Annotated in this window: 22 protein-coding genes; 6 read left to right on the forward strand and 16 right to left on the reverse strand. The window is 74.1% G+C overall.

Translation table 11 applies throughout. The features are described from left to right. The first annotated feature begins 12 nt into the window (after window positions 1-12). Genes ABT127_RS00755 through ABT127_RS00775 form a run of 5 tightly spaced genes read left to right on the forward strand, consistent with a single transcriptional unit; the run spans window position 13 to window position 5711 of the window. A complete protein-coding gene (locus ABT127_RS00755) occupies window positions 13-1173 on the forward strand; it encodes an ADP-ribosylglycohydrolase family protein (RefSeq protein ID WP_351443680.1) in 1161 nt (386 codons plus the stop codon). After that, window positions 1170-2330: an ADP-ribosylglycohydrolase family protein gene (locus ABT127_RS00760; RefSeq protein WP_351443681.1), complete on the forward strand. Its 1161-nt coding sequence runs from the start codon at window positions 1170-1172 to the stop codon at window positions 2328-2330. The genes ABT127_RS00755 and ABT127_RS00760 overlap by 4 nt, the downstream gene beginning before the upstream one ends. Continuing rightward, window positions 2330-3694, forward strand: a complete 1365-nt coding sequence (locus tag ABT127_RS00765; protein WP_351443682.1) for an ADP-ribosylglycohydrolase family protein — start codon at window positions 2330-2332, stop codon at window positions 3692-3694. The genes ABT127_RS00760 and ABT127_RS00765 overlap by 1 nt, the downstream gene beginning before the upstream one ends. After that, complete coding sequence (locus tag ABT127_RS00770; RefSeq protein WP_351443683.1) at window positions 3691-4902, forward strand: CaiB/BaiF CoA transferase family protein; 1212 nt, start codon at window positions 3691-3693, stop codon at window positions 4900-4902. Before ABT127_RS00765 ends, ABT127_RS00770 begins: the two co-directional genes overlap by 4 nt. Then, on the forward strand, window positions 4899-5711 hold the full coding sequence (locus ABT127_RS00775) for an HpcH/HpaI aldolase/citrate lyase family protein (RefSeq protein WP_351443685.1): 813 nt from the start codon (window positions 4899-4901) through the stop codon (window positions 5709-5711). Before ABT127_RS00770 ends, ABT127_RS00775 begins: the two co-directional genes overlap by 4 nt. Before the next feature lie 82 nt (window positions 5712-5793). Here ABT127_RS00775 and lgt read toward each other — a convergent pair whose 3' ends face one another. The 11 genes from lgt to hisI form a co-directional block, all read right to left on the reverse strand. After that, window positions 5794-6753: a prolipoprotein diacylglyceryl transferase gene (lgt, locus tag ABT127_RS00780; protein WP_351443686.1), complete on the reverse strand. Its 960-nt coding sequence runs from the start codon at window positions 6751-6753 to the stop codon at window positions 5794-5796. A gap of 68 nt (window positions 6754-6821) precedes the next feature. Further along, a complete protein-coding gene (locus tag ABT127_RS00785) occupies window positions 6822-7595 on the reverse strand; it encodes a DsbA family protein (RefSeq protein WP_351443687.1) in 774 nt (257 codons plus the stop codon). A 79-nt stretch (window positions 7596-7674) separates the two neighbouring features. Beyond that, a complete protein-coding gene (trpA, locus tag ABT127_RS00790) occupies window positions 7675-8490 on the reverse strand; it encodes a tryptophan synthase subunit alpha (protein ID WP_351443688.1) in 816 nt (271 codons plus the stop codon). Beyond that, window positions 8487-9737, reverse strand: a complete 1251-nt coding sequence (trpB, locus tag ABT127_RS00795; RefSeq protein WP_351443689.1) for a tryptophan synthase subunit beta — start codon at window positions 9735-9737, stop codon at window positions 8487-8489. Before trpB ends, trpA begins: the two co-directional genes overlap by 4 nt. Before the next feature lie 105 nt (window positions 9738-9842). Then, window positions 9843-9989 carry a tryptophan biosynthesis modulator TrpM gene (gene trpM, locus ABT127_RS39285; RefSeq protein ID WP_361548549.1) on the reverse strand — a complete coding sequence of 49 codons (147 nt, stop codon included), beginning with the start codon at window positions 9987-9989 and terminating at the stop codon, window positions 9843-9845. A 10-nt stretch (window positions 9990-9999) separates the two neighbouring features. Next, the gene (gene trpC, locus ABT127_RS00800) at window positions 10000-10806 is read right to left on the reverse strand and encodes an indole-3-glycerol phosphate synthase TrpC (protein ID WP_351443690.1); all 807 of its coding nucleotides are present in this window, start codon (window positions 10804-10806) and stop codon (window positions 10000-10002) included. A gap of 124 nt (window positions 10807-10930) precedes the next feature. After that, window positions 10931-11386 carry a DUF2752 domain-containing protein gene (locus ABT127_RS00805; RefSeq protein WP_351443691.1) on the reverse strand — a complete coding sequence of 152 codons (456 nt, stop codon included), beginning with the start codon at window positions 11384-11386 and terminating at the stop codon, window positions 10931-10933. Between the two features lie 98 nt (window positions 11387-11484). Further along, window positions 11485-11718, reverse strand: coding sequence for an HGxxPAAW family protein (locus tag ABT127_RS00810; RefSeq protein ID WP_351443692.1), 234 nt, complete (start codon window positions 11716-11718; stop codon window positions 11485-11487). Between the two features lie 115 nt (window positions 11719-11833). Then, entirely contained in the window at window positions 11834-12481 is a 648-nt protein-coding gene (locus ABT127_RS00815; RefSeq protein ID WP_351443693.1) for a TIGR02234 family membrane protein, read from the reverse strand. A gap of 54 nt (window positions 12482-12535) precedes the next feature. Further along, window positions 12536-14038: an anthranilate synthase component I gene (locus ABT127_RS00820; RefSeq protein WP_351443694.1), complete on the reverse strand. Its 1503-nt coding sequence runs from the start codon at window positions 14036-14038 to the stop codon at window positions 12536-12538. Window positions 14039-14049: 11 nt separating this feature from the next. Then, window positions 14050-14415: a phosphoribosyl-AMP cyclohydrolase gene (gene hisI / locus ABT127_RS00825; protein WP_351443695.1), complete on the reverse strand. Its 366-nt coding sequence runs from the start codon at window positions 14413-14415 to the stop codon at window positions 14050-14052. An 83-nt stretch (window positions 14416-14498) separates the two neighbouring features. Here hisI and ABT127_RS00830 point away from each other — a divergent pair, with 83 nt between their 5' ends. After that, on the forward strand, window positions 14499-15134 hold the full coding sequence (locus ABT127_RS00830) for a TIGR03085 family metal-binding protein (protein ID WP_351443696.1): 636 nt from the start codon (window positions 14499-14501) through the stop codon (window positions 15132-15134). Here ABT127_RS00830 and ABT127_RS00835 read toward each other — a convergent pair. The 5 genes from ABT127_RS00835 to bdeA all read right to left on the reverse strand — a co-directional run bounded on the left by ABT127_RS00835 (window position 15106) and on the right by bdeA (window position 21403). After that, on the reverse strand, window positions 15106-16416 hold the full coding sequence (locus ABT127_RS00835) for an MFS transporter (protein WP_351443697.1): 1311 nt from the start codon (window positions 16414-16416) through the stop codon (window positions 15106-15108). The genes ABT127_RS00830 and ABT127_RS00835 overlap by 29 nt on opposite strands. Window positions 16417-16421: 5 nt before the next feature. Next, window positions 16422-17000 carry a helix-turn-helix domain-containing protein gene (locus ABT127_RS00840; RefSeq protein WP_351443698.1) on the reverse strand — a complete coding sequence of 193 codons (579 nt, stop codon included), beginning with the start codon at window positions 16998-17000 and terminating at the stop codon, window positions 16422-16424. Between the two features lie 75 nt (window positions 17001-17075). Continuing rightward, on the reverse strand, window positions 17076-18293 hold the full coding sequence (locus ABT127_RS00845) for a PucR family transcriptional regulator (RefSeq protein WP_351443699.1): 1218 nt from the start codon (window positions 18291-18293) through the stop codon (window positions 17076-17078). A gap of 163 nt (window positions 18294-18456) precedes the next feature. Beyond that, window positions 18457-20406: a LuxR C-terminal-related transcriptional regulator gene (locus ABT127_RS00850; protein WP_351444041.1), complete on the reverse strand. Its 1950-nt coding sequence runs from the start codon at window positions 20404-20406 to the stop codon at window positions 18457-18459. A 112-nt stretch (window positions 20407-20518) separates the two neighbouring features. Continuing rightward, a complete protein-coding gene (gene bdeA, locus ABT127_RS00855; RefSeq protein WP_502971604.1) occupies window positions 20519-21403 on the reverse strand; it encodes a bis(hydroxyethyl) terephthalate hydrolase in 885 nt (294 codons plus the stop codon). Window positions 21404-21626 lie beyond the last annotated feature (223 nt).

Below are 21626 nucleotides of genomic sequence, written 5' to 3' on the forward strand. Positions count from 1 at the left end.
AAAGGCCACCCCATGACCCCCGACCGCATCGAGGGCCTCCTCCTCGGCATCGCAGCCGGCGACGCGGCAGGCTGGCCGTCGGGACGACACCGCGCGGCCCGCCTCCCCGACTGGACCCGCCGCCTCACCCGCGAACTGGACACCTTCGCGGAGCAGAACGCGACCACCACGCTCCCGGTCCCGATCGCCCTGAACCAGCCCCCCGAGCCCCTCCGCCTCGGCCCCTCCGACGACGCCGAATGGGCGGCGTTCACGGCCCAGGCCGTCCTCGCCGCCCACGCCGACGGCCTCGGCGACCTGCCCCCCGACCACCGGGTCCGCTCGGCGCTCTCCCTGGCCTGGAACACCCTCGCGGACGAGATCGCGGCGGCCGCGGCCCGCGCCGACGAGATCGAGTCGGCGAAGATCCCGCTGCGCGCCCGCATCTCGGTGCGGGCGGGCCTCGGCAACCTCGCCGCGGGCCTGCGCCCGCCCGCCACCGGCCACGACAACCCGCACTACTTCGACGACGCGGCCTGCGTCCGCGCCGCGGTCCTCGCCGTCGTCCACCCGGGCGCCCCCGAAGTGGCCGCGGACCTGGCCGAGTTCGACGCCCGCTACACCCAGGACGGCGACGGCGTGCACGGCGCCCGCGCGATGGCGGCAGCCGTGTCCGCGGCGCTCGGCGGCGCCCTCGTGGACGCCTGCGTGGACGCGGCCCTCGCCCAGCTCCCCGAGGGCACCGAGATCCACCGCAACGCGCACCGGGCGGTCGAGCTCGGCCGCGCCGCGGCAGCCGCCCGCCCGGGCCTGCCCGGCAACGCGTTCGCGCTGGTCCCGGTCCTGGAGCACGAGATCGTCGACCACGTCTACAGCTACGGCATCGCGGCCGCGGAGACCGTCCCGGTCGCCCTGGCCGTGGCGACGGCCGCCGCGGGCGCGGTGTCCGAGGCGGTGCCCACGGCGGCCTGCCTCTCCCGCGTCGCCGACAGCGCCCCCGCCCTGGCCGGCGCGCTGACCGGCGCGGTCGGCGGCGCCGACGCCCTGCCGGACTCCTGGCGCGACGCCTGCCGGATCCTCGCCGGCTGCGCCCTGCCGAACCTGGCCGGCACCGACCTCACGGAACTGGCCGCCCGCCTGGCCGAGACCACGCCTCACTCCATCTCCCGTACCGCAGAAGGAACTCCGGCATGAGCAACGTCCCCTCCCTCCCCTCCCTGGAAGACCGCACCACCGGCGCCCTGGTCGGCGCGGCCGTGGGCGACGCGCTCGGCGGCCCCGTCGAGGGCTGGACGCCCGAGGCGATCGCGGAGCGGCACAACGGCCGGGTGCGCGGCATCGTCGAGCCGTTCTACAAGGACGACTGGAAGACGGCCCGGCCCATCGCCCCGTACCACAAGGGCGACGGGCACGTCACCGACGACACCCTGATGACGCACGCGCTGATCCGCGTGTACGAGAAGGTCCGCGACCACCTCGACGCGTACGCCGTCGCCGACCACCTGGTCCCCGACCTGATCGGCACCCCCCGCTGGATCCCCGAGCTGGAGGCGGAGGCCCTGCCCCTGCAGCGCATCTTCCTCGCGGAGAAGTGGATCGTGGCCCGGATCCACTACGGGCACGTGGACCCCCGCGAGGCGGGCGTCGGCAACATCGTGAACTGCGGCGCGGCGATGTACATGGCGCCGGTCGGCGCGGTCAACGCGGGCAACCCGCTGAAGGCGTACGAAGAGGCGCTGGACGTGGCGGGCGCCCACCAGAGTTCGTACGGCCGCGAGGCCGCGGGCGTCTTCGCGGCGGCCGTCGCCGCCGCGTACCGGCCGGGCGCGACGCCCGAGTCGGTCGTCGAGGAGACCCTGAAGCTGGCCAAGGACGGCACCCGGTCCGCGATCGAGGCCGTCTGCGAAGTGGCCGCCCGCTACGACGACTTCGAGGACGCACTCGCCCCGCTGCGGGAGGCGGTGGCCCCCTTCGACACCGTCGGCCCCGAGTACCGCAAGCCGTCGCTCGGCGCCCGCCGCCCGTCCCGGCTGCACGCCATCGAGGAGCTTCCGGTGGCGCTCGGCATGCTGCTCGTCGGCCGCGGCGACTTCCGGCAGACCGTCCTCGGCTCGGTCAACTACGGCCGCGACTGCGACTCGATCGCCACGATGAGCGGCGCGATCGTCGGCGCCCTGTACGGGGAGCAGGCGGTCCCCAAGGAGTGGAGCACGGAGATCGCGCGGGCCAGCAAGCTCGACCTGCACGCCCCGGCGGCGTCCCTCGCGCAGATCACGCGTGAGGTGCACGGCCGCGACCTGGAGCGCCGCCGCGCCCACGAGGCCGCGTTCGCGACGATCGCGGGCCTGTGATGCTGCGACTGACCTGGGTACAGCCCGAGGACCTGATCGGCCACGAACTGCGCCAGGCGGCCCAGGACGGCCGCGACGCCTCCGGCGCCGAACGGCGCTGGGTCGCGGCGGGCGGCCATCTGGCGCCGGACCGGGCGGGCGCGTCCACGGCCCCGGCCACTCCCGAACTGCGCGCTCTGGCGGAAGAGCTGCTGGACGAGCTGGCGGCCGAGCCGTCCCCGCTCGCGGCGACGGAGCCGGCGGAGTACCGGGCCCCGAAGGCGCCGGTGCCCGCGCGCGGGAACCCGGACACGGATACGGAACTGCGCCGCCTGCACGCCGCCTGGCTCGGCCGGGCGGCCGGCTGCCTGCTGGGCAAGCCGGTGGAGAAGCTGACCCTGACCGGCATCCGGGCGATCGCCCGGTCCACGGGGAACTGGCCCCTGACGAGCTGGTTCACGGAGGTGGGCCTGGACCCGGAGATCGCCCGGGAACACCCCTGGAACCGCCGCTCGCGCCCCACCTCCCTCGCCGAGAACATCGACGGCATGCCGGAGGACGACGACCTCAACTACCCGCTCCTCGGACTGCTGCTGATGCAGCGTCACGGTCACGACTTCACCACCGAGGACGTGGCGAAGCTGTGGCTCGACGAACTCCCGGCGGGCCGCACCTTCACCGCCGAGCGCGTCGCCTACCGCAACCTGCTCGCCGGACTGGAGCCGCCGCACACGGCGACGTACCGCAATCCGTTCCGCGAGTGGATCGGCGCCCAGATCCGGGCCGACATCTTCGGCTGGACGAACCCCGGCGACCCGGCCCGCGCCGCCGAACTCGCCCACCGGGACGCGTCGTTGACCCACACCGCCAACGGCGTCTACGGCGAGGTGTTCGTGGCGGCCGCGATCGCCCACGCGGCGGGCCCGGCCCCCACCACCATCCACGAGACCCTCACCGCGGCCCTCGCCCACGTCCCGCCCGGCTCCCGCTACGCGCAGGCGGTCCGGCTCGGCATCGACACGGCCGCCGCCGAACCCACCGGCACCCCCGAGGGGTTCGAGCAGGTGGTGGACACCCTGCACGACCACTACCGCGACCACCACTGGGTCCACGTACTGCCCAACGCCGCACTGCTGGCGGCGGCCCTCACCCACGCCGACGGCGACTTCGCGGGCTCCATCTGCCGCGCGGTGTCCGGCGGCTGGGACACCGACTCCAACGGCGCCACGGCCGGCTCGATCGCGGGCCTGCTCGCGGGCGACCCGGACGCGCTGCCCCCGTCCTGGACGGCGCCGCTGAAGAACCGGCTCGCCACCACGGTCGGCGGTTTCGACGGCATCGGCTTCGACGAACTGGCCCGGCTCACTCTGGAGGCCCGCGCATGACGACTCCCCGGCACACCACCGCCGACGGCCCGCTGACCGGACTCAAGGTCCTCGACCTGGCCACCCTGTTCGCCGGACCGCTCTGCGCGACGATGCTCGGCGACTTCGGTGCCGAGGTCGTCAAGATCGAGCACCCGCGCAAGCCGGACCCCTCCCGCGGCCACGGCCCGTCCAAGGACGGCGTCGGCCTGTGGTGGAAGACGCTCGGCCGCAACAAGAAGAACCTCACCCTCGACCTCTCCTCCCCCGGCGGCCGCGAGGTCCTGCTCAAGCTGGTCGCCGAGTCGGACGTCGTCATCGAGAACTTCCGCCCCGGCACCCTGGAGAAGTGGCAGCTGGGCTGGGAGGAGCTGAGCGCCGCCAACCCGCGCCTGATCCTCACCCGCGTCACCGGCTTCGGCCAGTTCGGGCCGTACGCGCGCCGCCCCGGATTCGGCACGCTGGCCGAGGCCATGTCCGGCTTCGCCGCGATCACCGGCCAGCCGGACGGGCCGCCGACCCTCCCGCCGTTCGGCCTCGCCGACTCCATCGCCGCGCTCGCCACCTCGTACGCGGTCATGGCGGCCCTGCGCGGCCGGGACACCACGGGCCGCGGCCAGGTCGTCGACATGGCGATCATCGAGCCGATGCTGGCCATCCTCGGCCCGCAGGCCACCTGGTACGACCAGCTCGGCTACGTCCAGCCGCGCACCGGCAACCGCTCCACGAACAACGCCCCCCGCAACACGTACCGCACCAGCGACGGCACCTGGGTCGCCGTCTCCACCTCCGCCCAGTCGATCGCGGAGCGCGTGATGCGCCTGGTGGGCCACCCCGAGTTCATCGACGAGGAGTGGTTCGCGACCGGCGCGGGCCGGGCCGCGCACGCCGACGCCCTGGACGACGCGGTCGGCGGCTGGATCGCCGACCGCACCCGCGCCGAGGTGGTGGCCGCCTTCGAGAAGGCGGAGGCGGCGATCGCGCCGATCAACGACATCCGGGACGTGCTGCACGACGAGCAGTACCAGGCCCTGGAGTCGGTCACCGAACTCCCCGACCCGGACCTCGGCACGGTGAAGATGCAGAACGTCCTCTTCCGCCTCTCCGAGACCCCCGGCGCGATCCGCTGGACGGGCCGCAGGCACGGCGCGGACACCGCCGAGATCCTGTCCGGCCTCGGCCTGTCGCAGGCGGATGTCGCCGCGCTGCGGGAGGCTGGTGCGGTATGAGCACGTTGTACGTCACCTGGCTGTACGTCCCCGGGGACCGCCCCGATGTGGTCGCCAAGGCGCTGGGCTCCGGCGCCGACGTGGTCCTGGTCGACCTGGAGGACGCGGTCGCCCCGGACCGCAAGGCGTACGCCCTCGACGCGACCGCCGAACTCCTCGCCGATCGGCACGACGTACCGGTCCACGTCCGGGTCAACGCGCTCGACGGGCCGCTCGCCGAGCGGGAGGTGCGCCGCCTCAGCGGGCTGCCCGGCCTGGACGCGCTGCGCCTGCCGAAGGTGACCGGCCCGGCGGACCTGGCCCGCGTCGCCGACTGGGCGGGTGCGGCACCGCCGCTGTACGCGCTCCTCGAATCGGCCCTCGGCATCGAGCACGCCTTCGGCATCGCCGCCCATCCCTCGGTGCACGGCATCGCGCTCGGCGAGGCCGATCTCCGGGCCGACCTGGGCGTCGCGGACGCGGCGGGCCTGTCGTGGGTGCGCGGCCGGGCGGTGGTCGCCGCCCGGGCGGCCCAGCTGCCTCCGCCGCCGCAGTCCGTCTATCCGGACATCCGCGACACGGCGGGCCTGGCCCGCTCCTGCGCCGAGGGGCGCGCCCTCGGCTTCCTGGGCCGCACCGCGATCCATCCGCGCCAGCTCCCGGTGATCGAGGAGGCGTTCCGCCCGACGGAGGCCGAGGTGGCGGCGGCCCACGACATCATCGACGCGGCGGCCCTGGACGCCGGGGCACTGGCACTGGCGGACGGCCGCTTCGTGGACGCCGCCGTCGTCGCGGGCGCACACCGCGTCCTCGACCTGGCGGCCCGATGACCGAAGCGCCCCTGAGCGAGCGAAGCTCGCTTCAGGGGCGCGGGGAACTGCGCGAGAACGGCCACCGGCCGTCAGCCGAAGGTCAACCCTTCTTGGCCTCAGACGCAGTCTCAGCCTCAGCCTCAGACGCAGCCTCTGAAGAGGCCTCCTCCTCGGCATCCGACTTCGACTCGGCGTCGAACTCCGGCTCGGGCTCACCCTTGTCCAGGTCCACGACGGAGTCACCGGCGACGGGCTCGACGATCTCTTCACGCCCGGGCCGCGTCTTCGCCGACACCACCATGTAGACCACGGCGAGCAGGAAGATGAGCATCGCGGTCCAGTCGTTGAGCCGCAGACCCAGAATGTGGTGCGCGTCGTCCACGCGCATCCACTCGATCCAGAACCGGCCCACGCAGTACGACGCGACATACAGCGCGAACGCCCGCCCGTGCCCGAGCTTGAACCTGCGGTCGGCCCAGATGACGAGCAGCGCGACGCCGATGCACCACAGCGACTCGTACAGGAACGTCGGGTGGTACGTGCCAGGAACCCGGCCGTCGGTGTCGGAGGTGATCTTCAGCGCCCACGGGAGATCGGTCGGCTTGCCGTACAGCTCCTGGTTGAACCAGTTGCCCCAGCGGCCGGCGGCCTGGGCCAGCGCGATGCCGGGGGCGAGGGCGTCGGCCCACGCCGGGAGCGGGATGCCACGGCGGCGGCAGCCGATCCAGGCGCCGACCGCGCCGAGCGCGATGGCACCCCAGATGCCGAGCCCGCCCTCCCAGATCTTGAAGGCGTCCACCCAGTCACGGCCCTCGCTGAAGTACAGCTCGTAGTCCGTGATCACGTGGTAGAGGCGCCCGCCGACCAGACCGAACGGCACCGCCCAGACGGCGATGTCGGCAACCGTGCCGGCCCGCCCGCCGCGGGCGATCCAGCGCCTGTTCCCGAGCCAGACGGCCAGGAAGACGCCGATGATGATGCAGAACGCGTAGCCGCGGAGCGGGATCGGTCCGAGGTGGACGACCCCGCGCGACGGGCTGGGGATGTAGGCAAGTTCCATGGCAGGGTCGACGCTACCGTGCCGGGCCCGGGCCGCGTCCGGCAGCCCGGCAACGGCTCCATAACGGACTACTTGTCGGCGGCCTCCACCTGCTGCTTCAGCTTGTCCGGCGTCAGCGAGTTCAGGTCCAGCGTCTTGCCGTTCAGGATCACCGTCGGGGTGCCCGAGAGCTTGTCGTCCTGGAACTTCTTGTAGCTCTGCTGCACCCAGCTGTCGTGCGACCCGTCGTTCACACAGGACGTGAAGGTGTCCGTGGTGAGGCCGTCGACCTTGCCCGCGAGCTCGATCAGCTTGCTGTTCTTCGAGAACGCGTCGTCCGTCTCCTCCGGCTGGTTCTCGTACAGCACGTCGTGGTAGTCGCGGAACTTCCCGGCGTCCTGGGCGCAGCCCGCGGCATTGCCCGCGCGCAGGGAGCCGCTGCCGCCCATGTTCGAGTCGATGAGGGTGACGAGGTGGTACTCGACCTTCATCTTCCCCGCGTCGGTCAGCTCGTGGAGCGTCGTGCGGTACGAGTCCTCGAAGGACTTGCACGCCGGGCAGCGGAAGTCCTCCCAGATGGTGAGGGTCGACTTGGCGGTGTCCTGGCCGACGGGGATCGCCAGCTTGTCGGTGCCGGTGGCGCCCTGCGGCGCGCTCACCGGGCCGGACGCGGTGTCGCTGTCGCCGTCACCACCGGAATTGGCGGCGACCACGCCGATCACGGCGGCCAGGCCGAGCACACAGACGACGGTCGCGCCCACGATCAACGTCCGGCGCCGCTTCTCCGCGGACTTCTGCTTCTCGCGCTCCGCGGCCAGTCGTTCGCGGGCGGCGCGCTTTCCCTCACGGTTCTTCTCACTCACACCCGCGCCAACGAGACGGGGAGGCACCAACGTGCCTCCCCGCGACGTATTCCACCCGTAAGGGGTACGTGACTCCGTGTTACTTCGTGCCGCGTACACCGTCGGCGAGCTCGGCGGCGAGGGCGCGGACGCCTTCGAGGCCCGCCTTCTCGTCGGGGGCGTCCAGCATCCGCTTCACGAACGCCGAGCCGACGATGACCCCGTCGGCGAACCCTGCGACCTCCCGGGCCTGCACCGCGTTGGAGACCCCGAGGCCGACGCAGACCGGCAGGTCGGTGGTGGAGCGGGTGCGCTCGACGAGTTCCTTGGCCTGGTTGCCGACCGACTCGCGGGTGCCGGTGACGCCCATCAGCGAGGCCGCGTAGACGAAGCCGGAACCGGCCGCCGTGATGGTGGCGAGCCGCGCGTCCTGGCTGCTGGGCGCGACGACGAAGACGGTGCCGAGGCCGTTCTTCTCGGCGTGCTGCCGCCATTCGGCGGACTCCTGGACCGGCAGGTCGGGCAGGATGCAGCCCGCGCCGCCGGCCTCGGCGAGTTCGGTGGTGAACCGCTCGACGCCGTAGATGTAGATCGGGTTCCAGTACGTCATGACGAGCACCGGCTTGCCGGTGGCCTCGAACGCCTCGCGCACGGTGCGCATGACGTCCTTGATCCTGAGGCCGCCGCGCAGCGCGATGTCGTCGGCGGTCTGGATGACCGGGCCGTCGAGCACCGGGTCGGAGTGCGGCAGACCGACCTCGACCACGTCGGCGCCGCCGTCGAAGGCGGCCTTGACCGCTTCGATGCCGCCGTCGACCGACGGGAAACCGGCGGGGAGGTAGGCGATGAGGGCGGCGCGGCCCTCGGCCCGGGCACCGGCGAGAGTGTCGGACAGCAGCTGAAGGTTCCCGCTCACTTGGACTCCCCCTCGGTGGCCCCGTTGTCGTAGAGACCGAAGTAGCGGGCGGCGGTGTCCATGTCCTTGTCGCCGCGCCCTGACAGGTTGATGACGATCAGGCCGTCCTTGCCGAGTTCCCTGCCGACGTCGAGGGCGCCCGCGAGGGCGTGCGCCGACTCGATGGCCGGGATGATGCCCTCGGTCTGCGACAGCAGCCGCAGCGCCTGCATGGCCTGGTCGTCGGTGACCGCGCGGTACTCGCCGCGGCCGGAGTCCTTCAGATAGGCGTGCTCGGGGCCGATGCCCGGGTAGTCGAGGCCCGCCGAGATCGAGTAGGGCTCGGTGATCTGGCCCTCGTCGTCCTGGAGGACGTAACTGCGCGACCCGTGCAGGATGCCGGGGCCGCCCGCGGTCAGGGTCGCCGCGTGCTCGCCGGTCTCGACGCCGTGGCCGGCCGGCTCGCAGCCGATCAGGCGGACGTCCGCGTCCGGGATGAAGGCGTGGAACAGGCCGATGGCGTTGGAGCCGCCGCCGACGCAGGCGATCGCGGCGTCGGGCAGCCGGCCCGCGCGCTCCAGGATCTGCCGGCGGGCCTCGACGCCGATGACGCGGTGGAAGTCGCGAACCATCGCCGGGAAGGGGTGCGGTCCCGCGACGGTGCCGAAGAGGTAGTGCGTCTCGTCGACGTTGGCGACCCAGTCGCGGAACGCCTCGTTGATGGCGTCCTTGAGGGTGCGGCTGCCGGACGTCACGGCTTCGACCTCGGCGCCCAGCATGCGCATCCGGGCCACGTTCAGGGCCTGGCGCTGGGTGTCGATCTCGCCCATGTAGATCTTGCAGTCGAGGCCGAGCAGGGCGCAGGCGGTGGCCGTGGCGACGCCGTGCTGGCCGGCGCCGGTCTCGGCGATCACCCGGGTCTTGCCCATGCGCTTGGTGAGCAGGGCCTGGCCGAGCACGTTGTTGATCTTGTGCGAGCCGGTGTGGTTCAGGTCCTCGCGCTTGAGGAACACCCGCGCGCCGCCCGCGTGCTCGGCGAATCGCGGGACCTCGGTGAGGGCGCTGGGGCGGCCCGTGTAGTGCACGAGGAGGTCGTCGAGCTCGCGGGCGAACTCGGGGTCCTGCTTGGCCTTGTCGTACTCGACGGCGACCTCGTCGACGGCGGCGACGAGCGCCTCCGGGATGAACTTGCCGCCGAACGCGCCGAAATAGCCCTCGGCGCTGGGGATCAGACCCTCGGGGTCCGGGATGAAGTACTCGCTGGGCATGCGTCAACCTCACGGTGGGTTCTGGTGATGACTAAACGCCGTGGGGGCATGGGTGTTACGTCGGCCGCCGGTCGCCTGCGACAGGTCGCGCCGTTCCCCGCGCCCCTATCGGGGCGCGTGCCATCGCATGCCGTTGATCTGGCCCGGCTCCGCGCCGATGTGGTAGCGCACGCGCCGCCCGCGCACACGGCGTGCCGGAGCCCGGCAGCCGCGGGGGCGGCAGCCTGGGGCGAGGCGGGCGGCGATGGACATGGCGGTGAGACTACCGTCCGTGCCGCAGGGCCGGGTGGGCGCCCGCGGCGACCAGGTCGGCGACGGCGGACTTCGGGTCGCGGCCGGTGACCAGGGACTCGCCGACGAGGACCGCGTCCGCGCCCGCGTTGGCGTACGCGATCAGGTCGTGCGGGCCGCGCACGCCGGACTCGGCGACCTTGACGATGTGGTCCGGGATGTCCGGGGCGACGCGCTCGAAGGTGCCGCGGTCGACGGTGAGGTCCTTCAGGTTGCGGGTGTTGATGCCGATGACCTTGGCTCCGGCGTCCACCGCCCGCTCGACCTCGTCCTCGTCGTGCGCCTCGACGAGCGCGGTGAGACCGATGGACTCGGCGCGCTCGATGAGGGACTCCAGGGCGGGCTGCTCCAGCGCGGCCACGATCAGCAGGGCGAGGTCGGCGCCGTACGCGCGGGCCTCCCACAGCTGGTACGAGGTGACGATGAAGTCCTTGCGCAGGACCGGGATGTCGACCTTGGCGCGGACCGCCTCCAGGTCGGCCAGCGATCCGCCGAAGCGGCGCTGCTCGGTCAGCACGGAGATGACGGCGGCGCCGCCCGCCTCGTAGTCGGCCGCGAGGCCGGCCGGGTCCGCGATCGCGGCGAGCGCGCCCTTGGACGGGCTGGACCGCTTGACCTCACAGATGACCTTGACGCCGTCGCCGCGCAGGGCCGCGACCCCGTCCTTGGCCGCGGGAGCCTTCGCCACGCGCTCCTTGAGCTCGTCGAGGCTGACGCGCGCCTGCCGTTCCGCGAGGTCGGCACGGACTCCGTCGATGATCTCGTCGAGCACACTCACGCGAGCGGACTCCCTTCTGACAGTTCACTGGGCAATCTGCTGGTCACTGAAATGGTATCCGTAGCCGGGCCGAGGCTCCGCATCCGGTTGACGATGGTCCCACTACCTGGACAGTTGCGGATGATCAAGGGTGCAGGAAGCCACCCAGAGGCAGGTTCCGGACAACCGTGAAGACGAGCACGACGGCGCCGAGCGTCCACAGGTGCGCCCGGCCGGGCCGCAGGCCGAACGGCACGCCCCGCAGGCCCCGGGCGGCCCGCACGGCCCACACGGTCCATCCCACGGCGAAGAGGGCGTAGCCGACGACCGCGAGGGCGTTGGCACCGAGCGCCGCGGTGAGGTCGCCGTGCACGATCGCGTGGGCGCTGCGCAGTCCGCCGCAGCCCGGGCAGTAGATCCCGAGGACCTGGAGCAGCGGGCAGGCCGGGTAGTGGCCCGGCTGATTGGGGTCGACGGTGCCGACGTAGGCGAAGGCCGCCGCGACCCCGCCGAGGATGCCCAGCGGTACGGCGGTGCGGCGCAGGAGGCCGGGGTGGTCGCGGGCGGTCGCGGGCGCGGTGTCGGTCGTCTCGACGGTCACCCGTGAATTCTGCCCCGGGGGCCTGCGCTCCGCCTGTCGGCGACACGAAGGGGCGGCCGGCGACCGTGTCGCCGACCGCCCCTTTCGGCGTACGGGTCTCAGGCCTCGGAGCCGGAGGGGTTGAGCTTCAGCTCGGCGCGGCGCGGCTTGCCGAGACCGGCGACGTGCATCGCGCCGCCGACGACCGCGGCGAGGGCGAGCAGGGCCATGCCGGCCCAGAAGCCGACGACGCTGCCCATCACCATGAAGGCGCCCGCGACGATGAAGCCGATGAAGGCGATGATGACACCGGTCCAGGCGGCCGGGGTGTGTCCGTGGCTGCTGTCCGCCATGGCTTGCTCCTCGTTGCGTAATTCTCTTAGCTGACCAGCGCGTTGCTCAGGCTGCTTGCGCTCATTGTCCCGTACCGTTGCGCGGCTCCGGCACGGGGGGTTGGTGGACGGGCCTTCAGGCGCCCGTCGGGTCCTCGCCGCGGTCCAGGGCCTTCCACAGGTCCTCGGGGCGGTCCGGGTCGATGGCCTTCTGCTTCCGGGCCCGGGGTGCGCCGGAACGCTCGTAGCGGCCGCCCATCGAGGGCCATGCGGCGCCGTAGATCACGGCGAGGATTCCGGCGACCAGGATCAGGGCGCCGCCGCCCGCCGCGACGTAGGGCCAGGCGGTGTGGGTGAGCGCGTCGATGGTGGTCGCGGCGTTGCCGGAGGCCTGGGCCGCCTTGTCGTCGAGGGCGGAGCTGTCGTCCGCGCCGAGCACGGCGGCGGCGACGGCGCCCGCGCCGGACAGGGCGAGCAGCGCGGCGACCAGGAAGCGGCCCGCGCGGCGCACCGCGAAGACGGCGACGAGCGCGGCCAGGCCCACGATGGCCAGGGCGGCGGGGACGCCGGTGACGTCGCTGCCCTTGGCGGAGAGCTTCAGGTCGCCGCCGGCGACGGCGGCGACGCCGGAGCACCACTCCTGGCGGGAGGCGAGCAGCGCGACCGCGGCGCCCACGGCCCCGAAGAGCAGCGCGACGGCGAGGCTGCGCCGGCCGCGCCTGGCGGCGGGGCCGGTCTCGGCGGCTTCGGTACGGGGGTGCGGTACGGCAGTCACGTACTCCACTATCGCCCCTGTGTACAGGTGGAGGTGCCTTTCGGGCGGGAGGCGTGCGTCACGTCACACTGTGTGCGCGCCGAGCCGGTTCGCCGTGTGCACCGCGCGCAGCACGGCCGCGGCCTTGTTGCGGCACTCGGTGTCCTCGGCGACGGGGTCGGAGTCGGCGACGACGCCGGCGCCCGCCTGTACGTAGGCGGTGCCCTCGCGCAGCAGTGCGGTGCGGATGGCGATGGCGGTGTCGGAGTCCCCGGCGAAGTCGAGGTAGCCGACGCAGCCGCCGTACAGGCCGCGGCGCGAGGGCTCCAGCTCGTCGATGATCTGCATCGCGCGGGGCTTGGGGGCGCCGGAGAGGGTGCCGGCCGGGAAGCAGGCGGTGAGCACGTCGAAGGCGGTGCGGCCCTCGGCGACGGTGCCGGTCACGGTGGACACGATGTGCATGACGTGCGAGTACCGCTCGATGGACATGAAGTCGACGACCTCGACGGAGCCGGGTTCGCAGACCCGGCCCAGGTCGTTGCGGCCGAGGTCGACGAGCATCAGGTGCTCGGCGCGCTCCTTGGGGTCGGCGATGAGTTCGTCGGCGTAGGCCTGGTCGGCCTGCGGGGTCGCGCCGCGCGGGCGGGTGCCGGCGATGGGGTGGACCATGGCGCGGCCGTCCTCGACCTTGACCAGGGCCTCGGGCGAGGAGCCGACGACGTCGAAGGCCTCTCCGTCCCCGCAGGGGAACCGGAAGAGGTACATGTACGGCGACGGGTTGGTCGCCCGCAGGACGCGGTAGACGTCCAACGCGCTGGCCGTGCAGGGGGTTTCGAAGCGCTGGGAGGGGACGACCTGGAAGGCCTCGCCCGCGCGGATGCGCTCCTTGATGTCGTCCACGGCGGCCTGGTACTGCTCGCCGCCCCAGAGCGCGGTGAACTCGGGCAGCTCGGAGGGCGGGAGCGCGGCCGGGGCGGTGTCGGCGGGCTTGCCGAGGTCGGCCTCCATGGCGTCGAGCCGGGCGACGGCGTCGGCGTACGCCTCGTCGACCCCGGTGTCGAGGTCGTTGTGGTTGATCGCGTTGGCGATGAGCAGGACCGAGCCGTCCCAGTGGTCGAGGACGGCGAGGTCGCTGGTGAGCAGCATCGTCAGCTCGGGCAGCCGCAGATCGTCGCGCTCGCCGGGGCCGATCTTCTCCAGGCGGCGCACGATGTCGTAGCCGAGGTAGCCGACCATGCCGCCGGTGAACGGGGGCAGGCCGTCGTAGCGCGGGGTGTGCAGGGTCTCGACGGTGGCGCGCAGGGCGGCGAGGGGGTCGCCGTCGACGGGGACGCCGACCGGCGGGGTGCCCAGCCAGTGGGCCTGTCCGTCGCGCTCGGTGAGGGTGCCGGCCGAGCGGACGCCGATGAACGAGTAGCGGGACCACGTCCGGCCGTTCTCCGCGGACTCCAGGAGGAAGGTGCCGGGCCGTTCGGCGGCGAGCTTGCGGTACAGGCCGACGGGGGTGTCGCCGTCCGCGAGGAGCTTGCGGCTGACGGGGATCACTCGGCGGTCGGTCGCCAGCTTGCGGAAGGTCTCGAGATCCATGGCGGCCGACCTTACTGGGTGACGGGGAGGACGTCGGCGTCGAAGCAGGTCCGGGCACCGGTGTGGCAGGCGGCGCCGACCTGGTCGACCTTGACGAGCACGGTGTCGGCGTCGCAGTCGAGGGCGACGGACTTCACGTGCTGGAAGTGGCCGGAGGTGTCTCCCTTGACCCAGTACTCCTGGCGGCTGCGCGACCAGTAGGTGCAGCGGCCCGTGGTGAGGGTGCGGTGCAGCGCCTCGTCGTCCATCCAGCCGAGCATCAGCACCTCGCCGGTGTCGTACTGCTGGGCGATGGCGGGGACCAGGCCGTCGGCGCTGCGCTTGAGGCGGGCGGCGATGGCGGGGTCGAGGTCGCTGGGGTGGGGCGTGCTGGTCATACGTGTCATTGTGCCGCGCCACTTGTGCGGGTTCTGTCGGCGTCCACTGTCCGGACGGCGGGGCCGGTCGTAGGCTGGCGGCCATGTCGACCCATGCCAAGCGTGAACGGCTTCTTCTCGCGGACCTGCTGGAGGCGGCGGGCCCTGAGGCGCCCACCCTGTGCGAGGGCTGGACCGCCCGTGATCTCGCGGCCCATGTGGTGGTGCGCGAGCGGCGCCCCGACGCGGCGGGCGGAATCCTCCTCAAACAGCTCGCGGCGCGCCTGGACCGGGTCCAGGCGGAGTTCGCGGAGAAGCCCTACGAAGAGCTGATCCAGCTGATCAGGACCGGTCCGCCGCGTTTCTCGCCCTTCTCCCTGAAGCAGGTCGACGAGGCGTCGAACGCGGTGGAGTTCTATGTGCACTCCGAGGACGTGCGCCGGGCGCAGCCCGACTGGTCGCCGCGTGAGCTGGACCCGGTCTTCTCCGAGGCGCTGTGGTCCCGGCTTGAGCGGATGGCCCGGATGATGGGCCGCAAGGCGCCGGTCGGGCTCGTGCTGCGGCGGCCCGACGGGCAGACCGCGGTGGCTCACAAGGGCACTCCCGTGGTCACGGTCACCGGCGAGCCGGCCGAGCTGCTGATGTTCGCGTTCGGCCGGCAGGACGCGGCGGACGTGGAGCTGGAGGGCGACAAGGCGGCGGTGGACCGGCTCACCGAGGCGAAGGCGCTGGGACTGTAGCCGCCTTCCGTTCAACTGCTTGGTCTGACGAGGGAGTTGCGGTCGGCGCACGGCGGGTCCACAGCAGTGCGCCCGCCGTCAGGCCGAGCAGTCCGGGCAGCCAGGCCGCCACCCCGGCGGGCAGGGCGCTCGCCACCATGCTGCCGCAGGCTCCGGCGAGTTGCAGGGCGAGGGACTGCACGGACAGGGCCGTGGCGCGTCCGGAGCTGTCCGTGCGGCGGTGCAGGAACTCGTTGGCGCTGGGGCTCGCCGCGCCGATGCCCACGTAGACCAGGAGATAGCCGAACGCGGCCGGGACGACGAGGCCGGTCGCCGCGGTGGCGCAGAGCAGGGCGACGCCGAGGACGGCGGTGAACTCCCCGAGGAGCACGGCCCGTTCGCCGCTGCGGGCGAGGCGGGCGGCGAGCGGGGCGAGGCGGTTGCCGAGCGCGGTGCCGCAGAATCCGGCGCAGGCGAGCACCGCGTACAGCACGGCGCCGCCGTCGGCGCTGCCGGTGAGGTCGGCGGCGCGGCCGGGGGTGAGCAGTTCGACGACGCCGAGCGCGCTGCCGACGGCGGCGGCCGTCAGCACGACGCGGCGCACCAGGGTGTCCCGTGCGGTGTGGCGGACGCCGGAGGTGATGGCGCCGGGGATTCCGGCGAGGACCCCGCGCAGGGTCGCGGGCGGTCGCGGGGGTTCGGGCAGGGCGACCAGGACGTAGCCGACGTAGAGGGCGCTGATGAGGGCGCCGAGCAGCAGCGGGACGGCGAGCGCCGGCAGGCCGGTGGCCGCTTCGAGGCGGCCGTCGCGGTCGAGCAGCCAGGGGCCGAGGCCGCCGCACAGGGTGCCGAGGGCGAGCGCGACGGCAGCGGCGGCGCCGCCGCGGGCGAGGCCGGGGCGCAGTTCGGCGTCGGGGCCCTCGTGGGCGTGCACGGTGTCGACGTACCAGGCTTCGGCGGGGCCGCTGTTGAGGGCGCGGGCGGCGCCCTTGAGCGCCATGGCCAGGGCGAGGACCCAGACGGTGGTGCCGAGCGCGGTCAGGGCGAGGGCGGCGGCGGTGAGCACGCCGGACGCGGCGAGGACGGCGCGGCGGCCGAGGACGTCGGAGAGTCCCCCGGTGGGCAGTTCGAGGGCGGCGGCCGTCAGGGAGTGCACGGCGAAGAGGGCCGCGACGGCCGACAGGGACACGCCGCGTTCGGTCAGCAGCAGCACCTGCACGGGGACGCAGAGGCCGATGGGCAGCCAGAACAGGAACGACACCGCGCTGTAGCGGCGCCGGGCGGTGAGCGGGTCGAGGACCATCGCGGTCAGCCTCTCATCGGGAACGCGTACAGGTGGACGCCGACCGTCTCGCGGCCCTCGGGGTCCGCGGTCCGGCCCTGCTTCTCGTACCGGGCGACGACCGCGTGCAACTCGGCGGTGAGCTGCTTGAGTTCGTCCGGGGTGAGCCGGGCCATGAAGTCGGAGCTGTCGTGCGCGTCCTGCCACTCGGCGCTCCAGCCGGCGCGCTGTTCGAGGAAGCGCAGGTAGTGGTCGCGGCGCTGGTCGTAGATGACGTGGGACAGGGCGGTGTGGGCGGCGGCGCCCTCCGGGGTGTCCCGGAAGTCCTTGCTGTCGATGCGCAGCGACTCCTGGGCGGCCTGCCACCAGCGCTCCCGCGCGTCGCCGCCCTCGCTGCGCCCGGCCTCCTCGATCAGCCCGTGCTCGGCGAGCTTGCGCAGGTGGTAGCTGACCAGGGAGACGGCCGTGCCGTCGTCGAGGTCGTCGGCGAGCTGCGACGCGGTGGCGGTGCCGCGCATCTTCAGGGCTCCGTAGAGCCGCATGCGCAGGGGGTGGCCGAAGGCTTTGAGAGTGGCGAGATCCGCGATGCGGCGTTGCTCCGTCATGCCACGACCCTAGATACGAAAGAAATGTTGCGCAATAAAAATTGCGCAACAGGTCCTTCGCACATTCCGCGCGGCTCAGGGCCGGCGGAGCCGGTACGCGCTCAGGGCGAGCCCGAGTTCCACGAGGTCGGCCGGGCGGGTCAGGCTGCGCCCGGTCAGCTGCTCGCAGCGGCGCAGCCGGTTGAGCACGGTGTTGCGGTGGCAGTAGAGGCGGGCGGCGGCCCGCTGCGCGGAGCCGTCGCAGTCCAGCCAGACGGTCAGGGTGTCGAGCAGCAGGTCGCGGTCGGTGGGCGGCAGGGCGAGCAGCGGGCCGAGCACCCGGTCGGCGAGGAGCCGGCCGAGGCCGGGAGCGGCGGCGACGAGGGCGGCGGGCAGTTCGTCGTCCAGGAGCACGGTGCCGCCGGCCGCGGGGCAGATGCGCAGGGCGGTCTCGGCGAGCCGCCGGGCGGCGCCGACCGCGGCGAGGCCGTCGACGGCGGGGCTGACCCCGATCCGCAGCCCCGGGACGCGGTCCGTCGTCGCGCGGCAGGCGGCGGCCAGTGCGGCGCTGGTCCGGTCCGCGAGGGGGACGATGCCGCGCAGCCCGTCGGGGCCCGGGTGCCACACGGCCCGCGGTTCGCCGGGCGGCACGGGCGGCGCGCCGGGTCCGCCCGGTCCGCCCGCGACGAGCACGACCGCGTACCGCCCCCGCTCGGACAGGCCCAGCTCGGCGGCGGCCAGCGGCAGATCGGCGATGCGGGTGGCGCCGTCGAGGAGGGCGGCGGTCATCAGGCGGCGCCGGTTGTCGCGCCGCCAGGTCAGTTCGTGCTCGGCCTGCCGGTAGGCGTCGGCCACGCACGCGCAGTGCTCGTCGACGAAGCCCCGTACGTCGGCGGCGAGATGGACCAGGAGGTGGGCGTCCTCGGGCCGCTGGGCCGTGACCTCGTCGACGAGGGCCTGCCAGATCAGGGCGCCGCCGAGCCGGAAGGCGTGCAGGACGGCGTCCAGCGGCAGGCCGCCCGCGGCGCGTTCGGCGCCGATCCGGGCCGAGCAGGCGCGGGCGGCAGGGCGGGACCGGGCCGGGTCGAGGAGCGAGTCGACACTGTGCCGCAGCGAGCGCTGCACCTCCTGGCGCACCTCGGCGGGGTCGGCCTCGATCGCGGCCCGGTAGGCCGGTTCCCGCTCCCCCAGCTCCGCCACCAGCCGGTCGGTGAGCGCGGGGAGCCGGCCCAGCAGCGGGAGTGCCGCGCGGCGCAGCACTCCCACCGCGGCGGGCGTGGTGACGGGCTTGGGGCGTACGAGGTGCGCGGGCATCGGTCCTCCACGGTTCGGCTCGCGCCGGGGCGCGGCCGCTCCGCCCCGGGCCCGCAGAATGGCATACCGTCCAGTCGGTCTCCAGCCCCCGGAAGGAAACGATGCGGTACGGGGATGTGGCGCGCGGGACGTGACGTCCGTAGTCGGGAGGCGGCGGGGCCGGTCAGGATGCGGTGGCGGGCCGTTCCGCGCGGTGCACGAGCCGGGCCAGTTCGACGCGGGAGCGGACGCCCAGCTGGGCGAAGACGTTGCGCAGGTGGTGGTCCACGGTGCGCGGGCTCACCGAGAGCCGGCGGGCGACCTCGCGGTTGGTGTCGCCCTCGGCGACGCAGTGCGCGATGCGCAGTTGCTGCGGGGTCAGTTCGGCCAGGTCGGCGCAGGGCCGGACGTAGCCGGGGGCCTCGCCGGTGGCCCGCAGTTCGGCCGCCGTCTGCGCGGCCCAGACCGCCGCGCCGCACCGCTCGAAGGCGACCAGGGCGTCGCGCAGCAGCACCCGGGCGCGGGCCGGTCTGCGGGTGCGGCGCAGCCACTTGCCGTACAGGGCGGCGGTCCGGGCCCGCTCGAAGTCGCCGCCGACGCGGTCGTGGCGGGCCAGGGCCTCGCCGAAGCGGTCGTCGCAGGGGTCGAGGAGGGCCAGGCAGCGGGCGAGCTGGGCCGGGGCCTGCGGGTCGTAGCCGCGCTCGGTCCACACGGCGAACTCCGCGACTGCCTCGCGCGCCCCGCCGGGGTCGCCCGCCGATGCCGCCGCCTCCACGAGGCAGGGCACGGCGAGCATCCGCACCGCGAAGTGGCCGCCGCGCGGCCCGGGGCCGGTCAGCGGGCCGAGCCGGGCCGTCGCCTCGGCGGCCCGGCCGCGCGCCAGGTCGGCCCGGGCGAGCGCCCACTGGGCGAGCGTCGCAGCCTGGACCAGGCCGTGCCGGTCGGCGATGTGCTGGGCGGCCGCGGCGTGCCGGGCGACGGTGTCCGCGTCGCTGTCCAGGGAGGCGACCAGGGCGAGGACGGCGTGCTGGCCGGCCACGAGGTTGCGCTGCCCGCCGGCGCGGGCGGTGCGCAGCCCCTCCTCGGCGTGGGCCCGGGCGCGGGCGTGCCGCCCCGAGCGCAGTTCACCGTACGCGAGCAGTTCCAGGGCGCGGGGCACCTCGGGCGCCGCGTCCTGGGCGCGGGCGGCCGCCAGGGCCCTGCTGCCGATCCGGCAGGCGGCGTCGACCTGTCCGGCGACGAGGGCGGCGGCCCCGGCGCGCAGCAGCGCGTCCGGCTCGCCCTCCGGTCCGCGCGCGGCCTGTTCGACGACGCGGGCCAGGGCGGCCCGGCCGGCCAGGAACCGCTCGCCGAGCGAGGCGGACATGCCGAGGCGGTAGTCGAGGACGGCGCCGGGTCCCGGCGGGATCCCCTGGACGCCGACGACCTCCCGGTACCCCTCGGCGTCGCCGAGCGCCCAGGCGGCCTCCGCCGCCGCGAGCCGGGCGTCGAGGGCCGGTCCCGGGGCGCTCTGTCCCGCGGCCAGCAGCAGGGACTCGCGGGCGTCGGCCACGGGTCCGTCGCGCAGCGCGAGCAGCCCGTGGACCAGCGCGGCCTGCCCGCGCACCGGGCCGGGGGCCGCCGACTCGGCGGCCCGGTCGAGGAGTTCGCGGGCCCGCGCCGGGCGGCCCGCGCGCCGGTAGCGGTCGGCCGCCGCGACCAGCCGGGCCGCCCGCACCGCCGGGTCCGCCGCGAGTCCGGCGGCGACGGCGAGCGCCCTGGCCCGCTCCCCCGCGGGCGGGCCGGGCTCCGCCGCCGCGGCGGCGAGTTCGGCGCCGAGCCGCTCGTCCGGGTACGGCGTCGCGAGCGCCCGGTGCAGCAGGCCTGCCGGCCGCTGCCGCTCCCCCGTGGCGGCCGCGGCCAGCAGGCGGTGTGCGGCCCTGCGGCGGTCGGGTGGCTCCGCCGCGTACCGGGCGCGCGGGTCCGGCAGCCGCAGCCGTCCGGCGTCGCGGGTCAGGCCCGCGCGCCCGGCGGCGTCGAGGGCGGCGGCCCCGAGCCCGGCGGCGGCCGCGGCCCGCAGCACGAGCCCCGCGTCGGCGCCGGGGCCCTCCGGGTCGGCCTCGTACGCGGCGGCGGTCAGCAACAGCACGCTCATGCCGGTCACCCGGACCACGCTAGGCGGGAACCGTGCCGTGCGGGGTGCCGGTTGGGCCCGGACCCAACCGGCACCTGGGGACACTGTGTCCCCGCACAGCACGCGCGGAACATCAGGACGTGTGCGGGCAGTTGCCCCGGTACTCCGCGATCGTGGAGCTCGCGCTCGGCAGCGGGCAGAGGAACTGCTCGTACCGGGTGTCGTTGTCGACGAAGCGCTTGAGCCACGAGAGGGAGTACTTGGCGATCGTGGTGTTGGAGGAGTTCGGGGTGAAGTGGGTGGCGCCCCGCAGCTCCAGGTACGCCTTGTCGAGCGAGCCCGGCAGGCTGGTGTAGAACGGCTCGGAGTGCGTGGCGACCGGCGCGACCGTGTCCCCGTCCGCGCCCACCACGAGCGTGGGGGTCTGGATCTCGGGCCAGGTCTTGTCGGTGTTCCAGCCGGTCAGCGGGATGGCCGCCTGCAGCGAGGGGCGGCTCTTGGCGGCCTCCAGCGTGCCGCCGCCGCCCATGGAGTGGCCCATGACGCCGAGCCGGGTGCTGTCGATCCGGCCGCGGACCGCGCTCGACTGGGTCAAGTAGTCCAGTGCGGCGAGGAGTTGGCGGCCGCGGCTGTCGGGCTGGTCGAGCGTGGTGTTGGTGTCGATGGTGAACACGACGAAGCCCTGCGAGGCCAGGCGCGGGCCGAGCCAGGCGATCGACGACTGGTACGCGGTGTAGCCGGGGGAGATCGCGACGGCGCCGAAGGTGCCGTCGGCCGTCGACGTCGGGTAGTAGACGGTGCCGCCGCCGAAGCCGCTGACGCTCAGGGCGGACACGGTGGTCTGGGAGACCGCGTAGCTGCCGCGGGAGGCCTCGATGCTCGACGGGGTCGGGGCGGGGCCGCGTTCGTAGGGGTTGTCCGCGGCCTGGGCGGTCACGGCCTGGGATGTGGCGAGGCCGCCGAGCGCGAGCAGTGCGGCCAGGCTCGTACGGATGAGGCGGTTTCGGAGCTTGTGCACGACGTGGTCCTCTCGGGGAGGCGGCACCGTCGTCCCGAGGCGCCGCCACTGTCATGGACGGCACCAAATTCCCCTGGGAACGCCTCACTCCGCATCGGCGAAATCACCGGTCGTCCACCAGGTGCGGGCCCGGCGGGGCTGGTCGCGCAGTTCCCATCGGACCCCTGAGACGCGCGCAGCGCATGCCTTCAGGGGCGCGGGGAACTGCGCGACCAGCCACGAC

Source organism: Streptomyces sp. NPDC001904, from assembly GCF_040297005.1.
GTDB lineage: Bacteria > Actinomycetota > Actinomycetes > Streptomycetales > Streptomycetaceae > Streptomyces.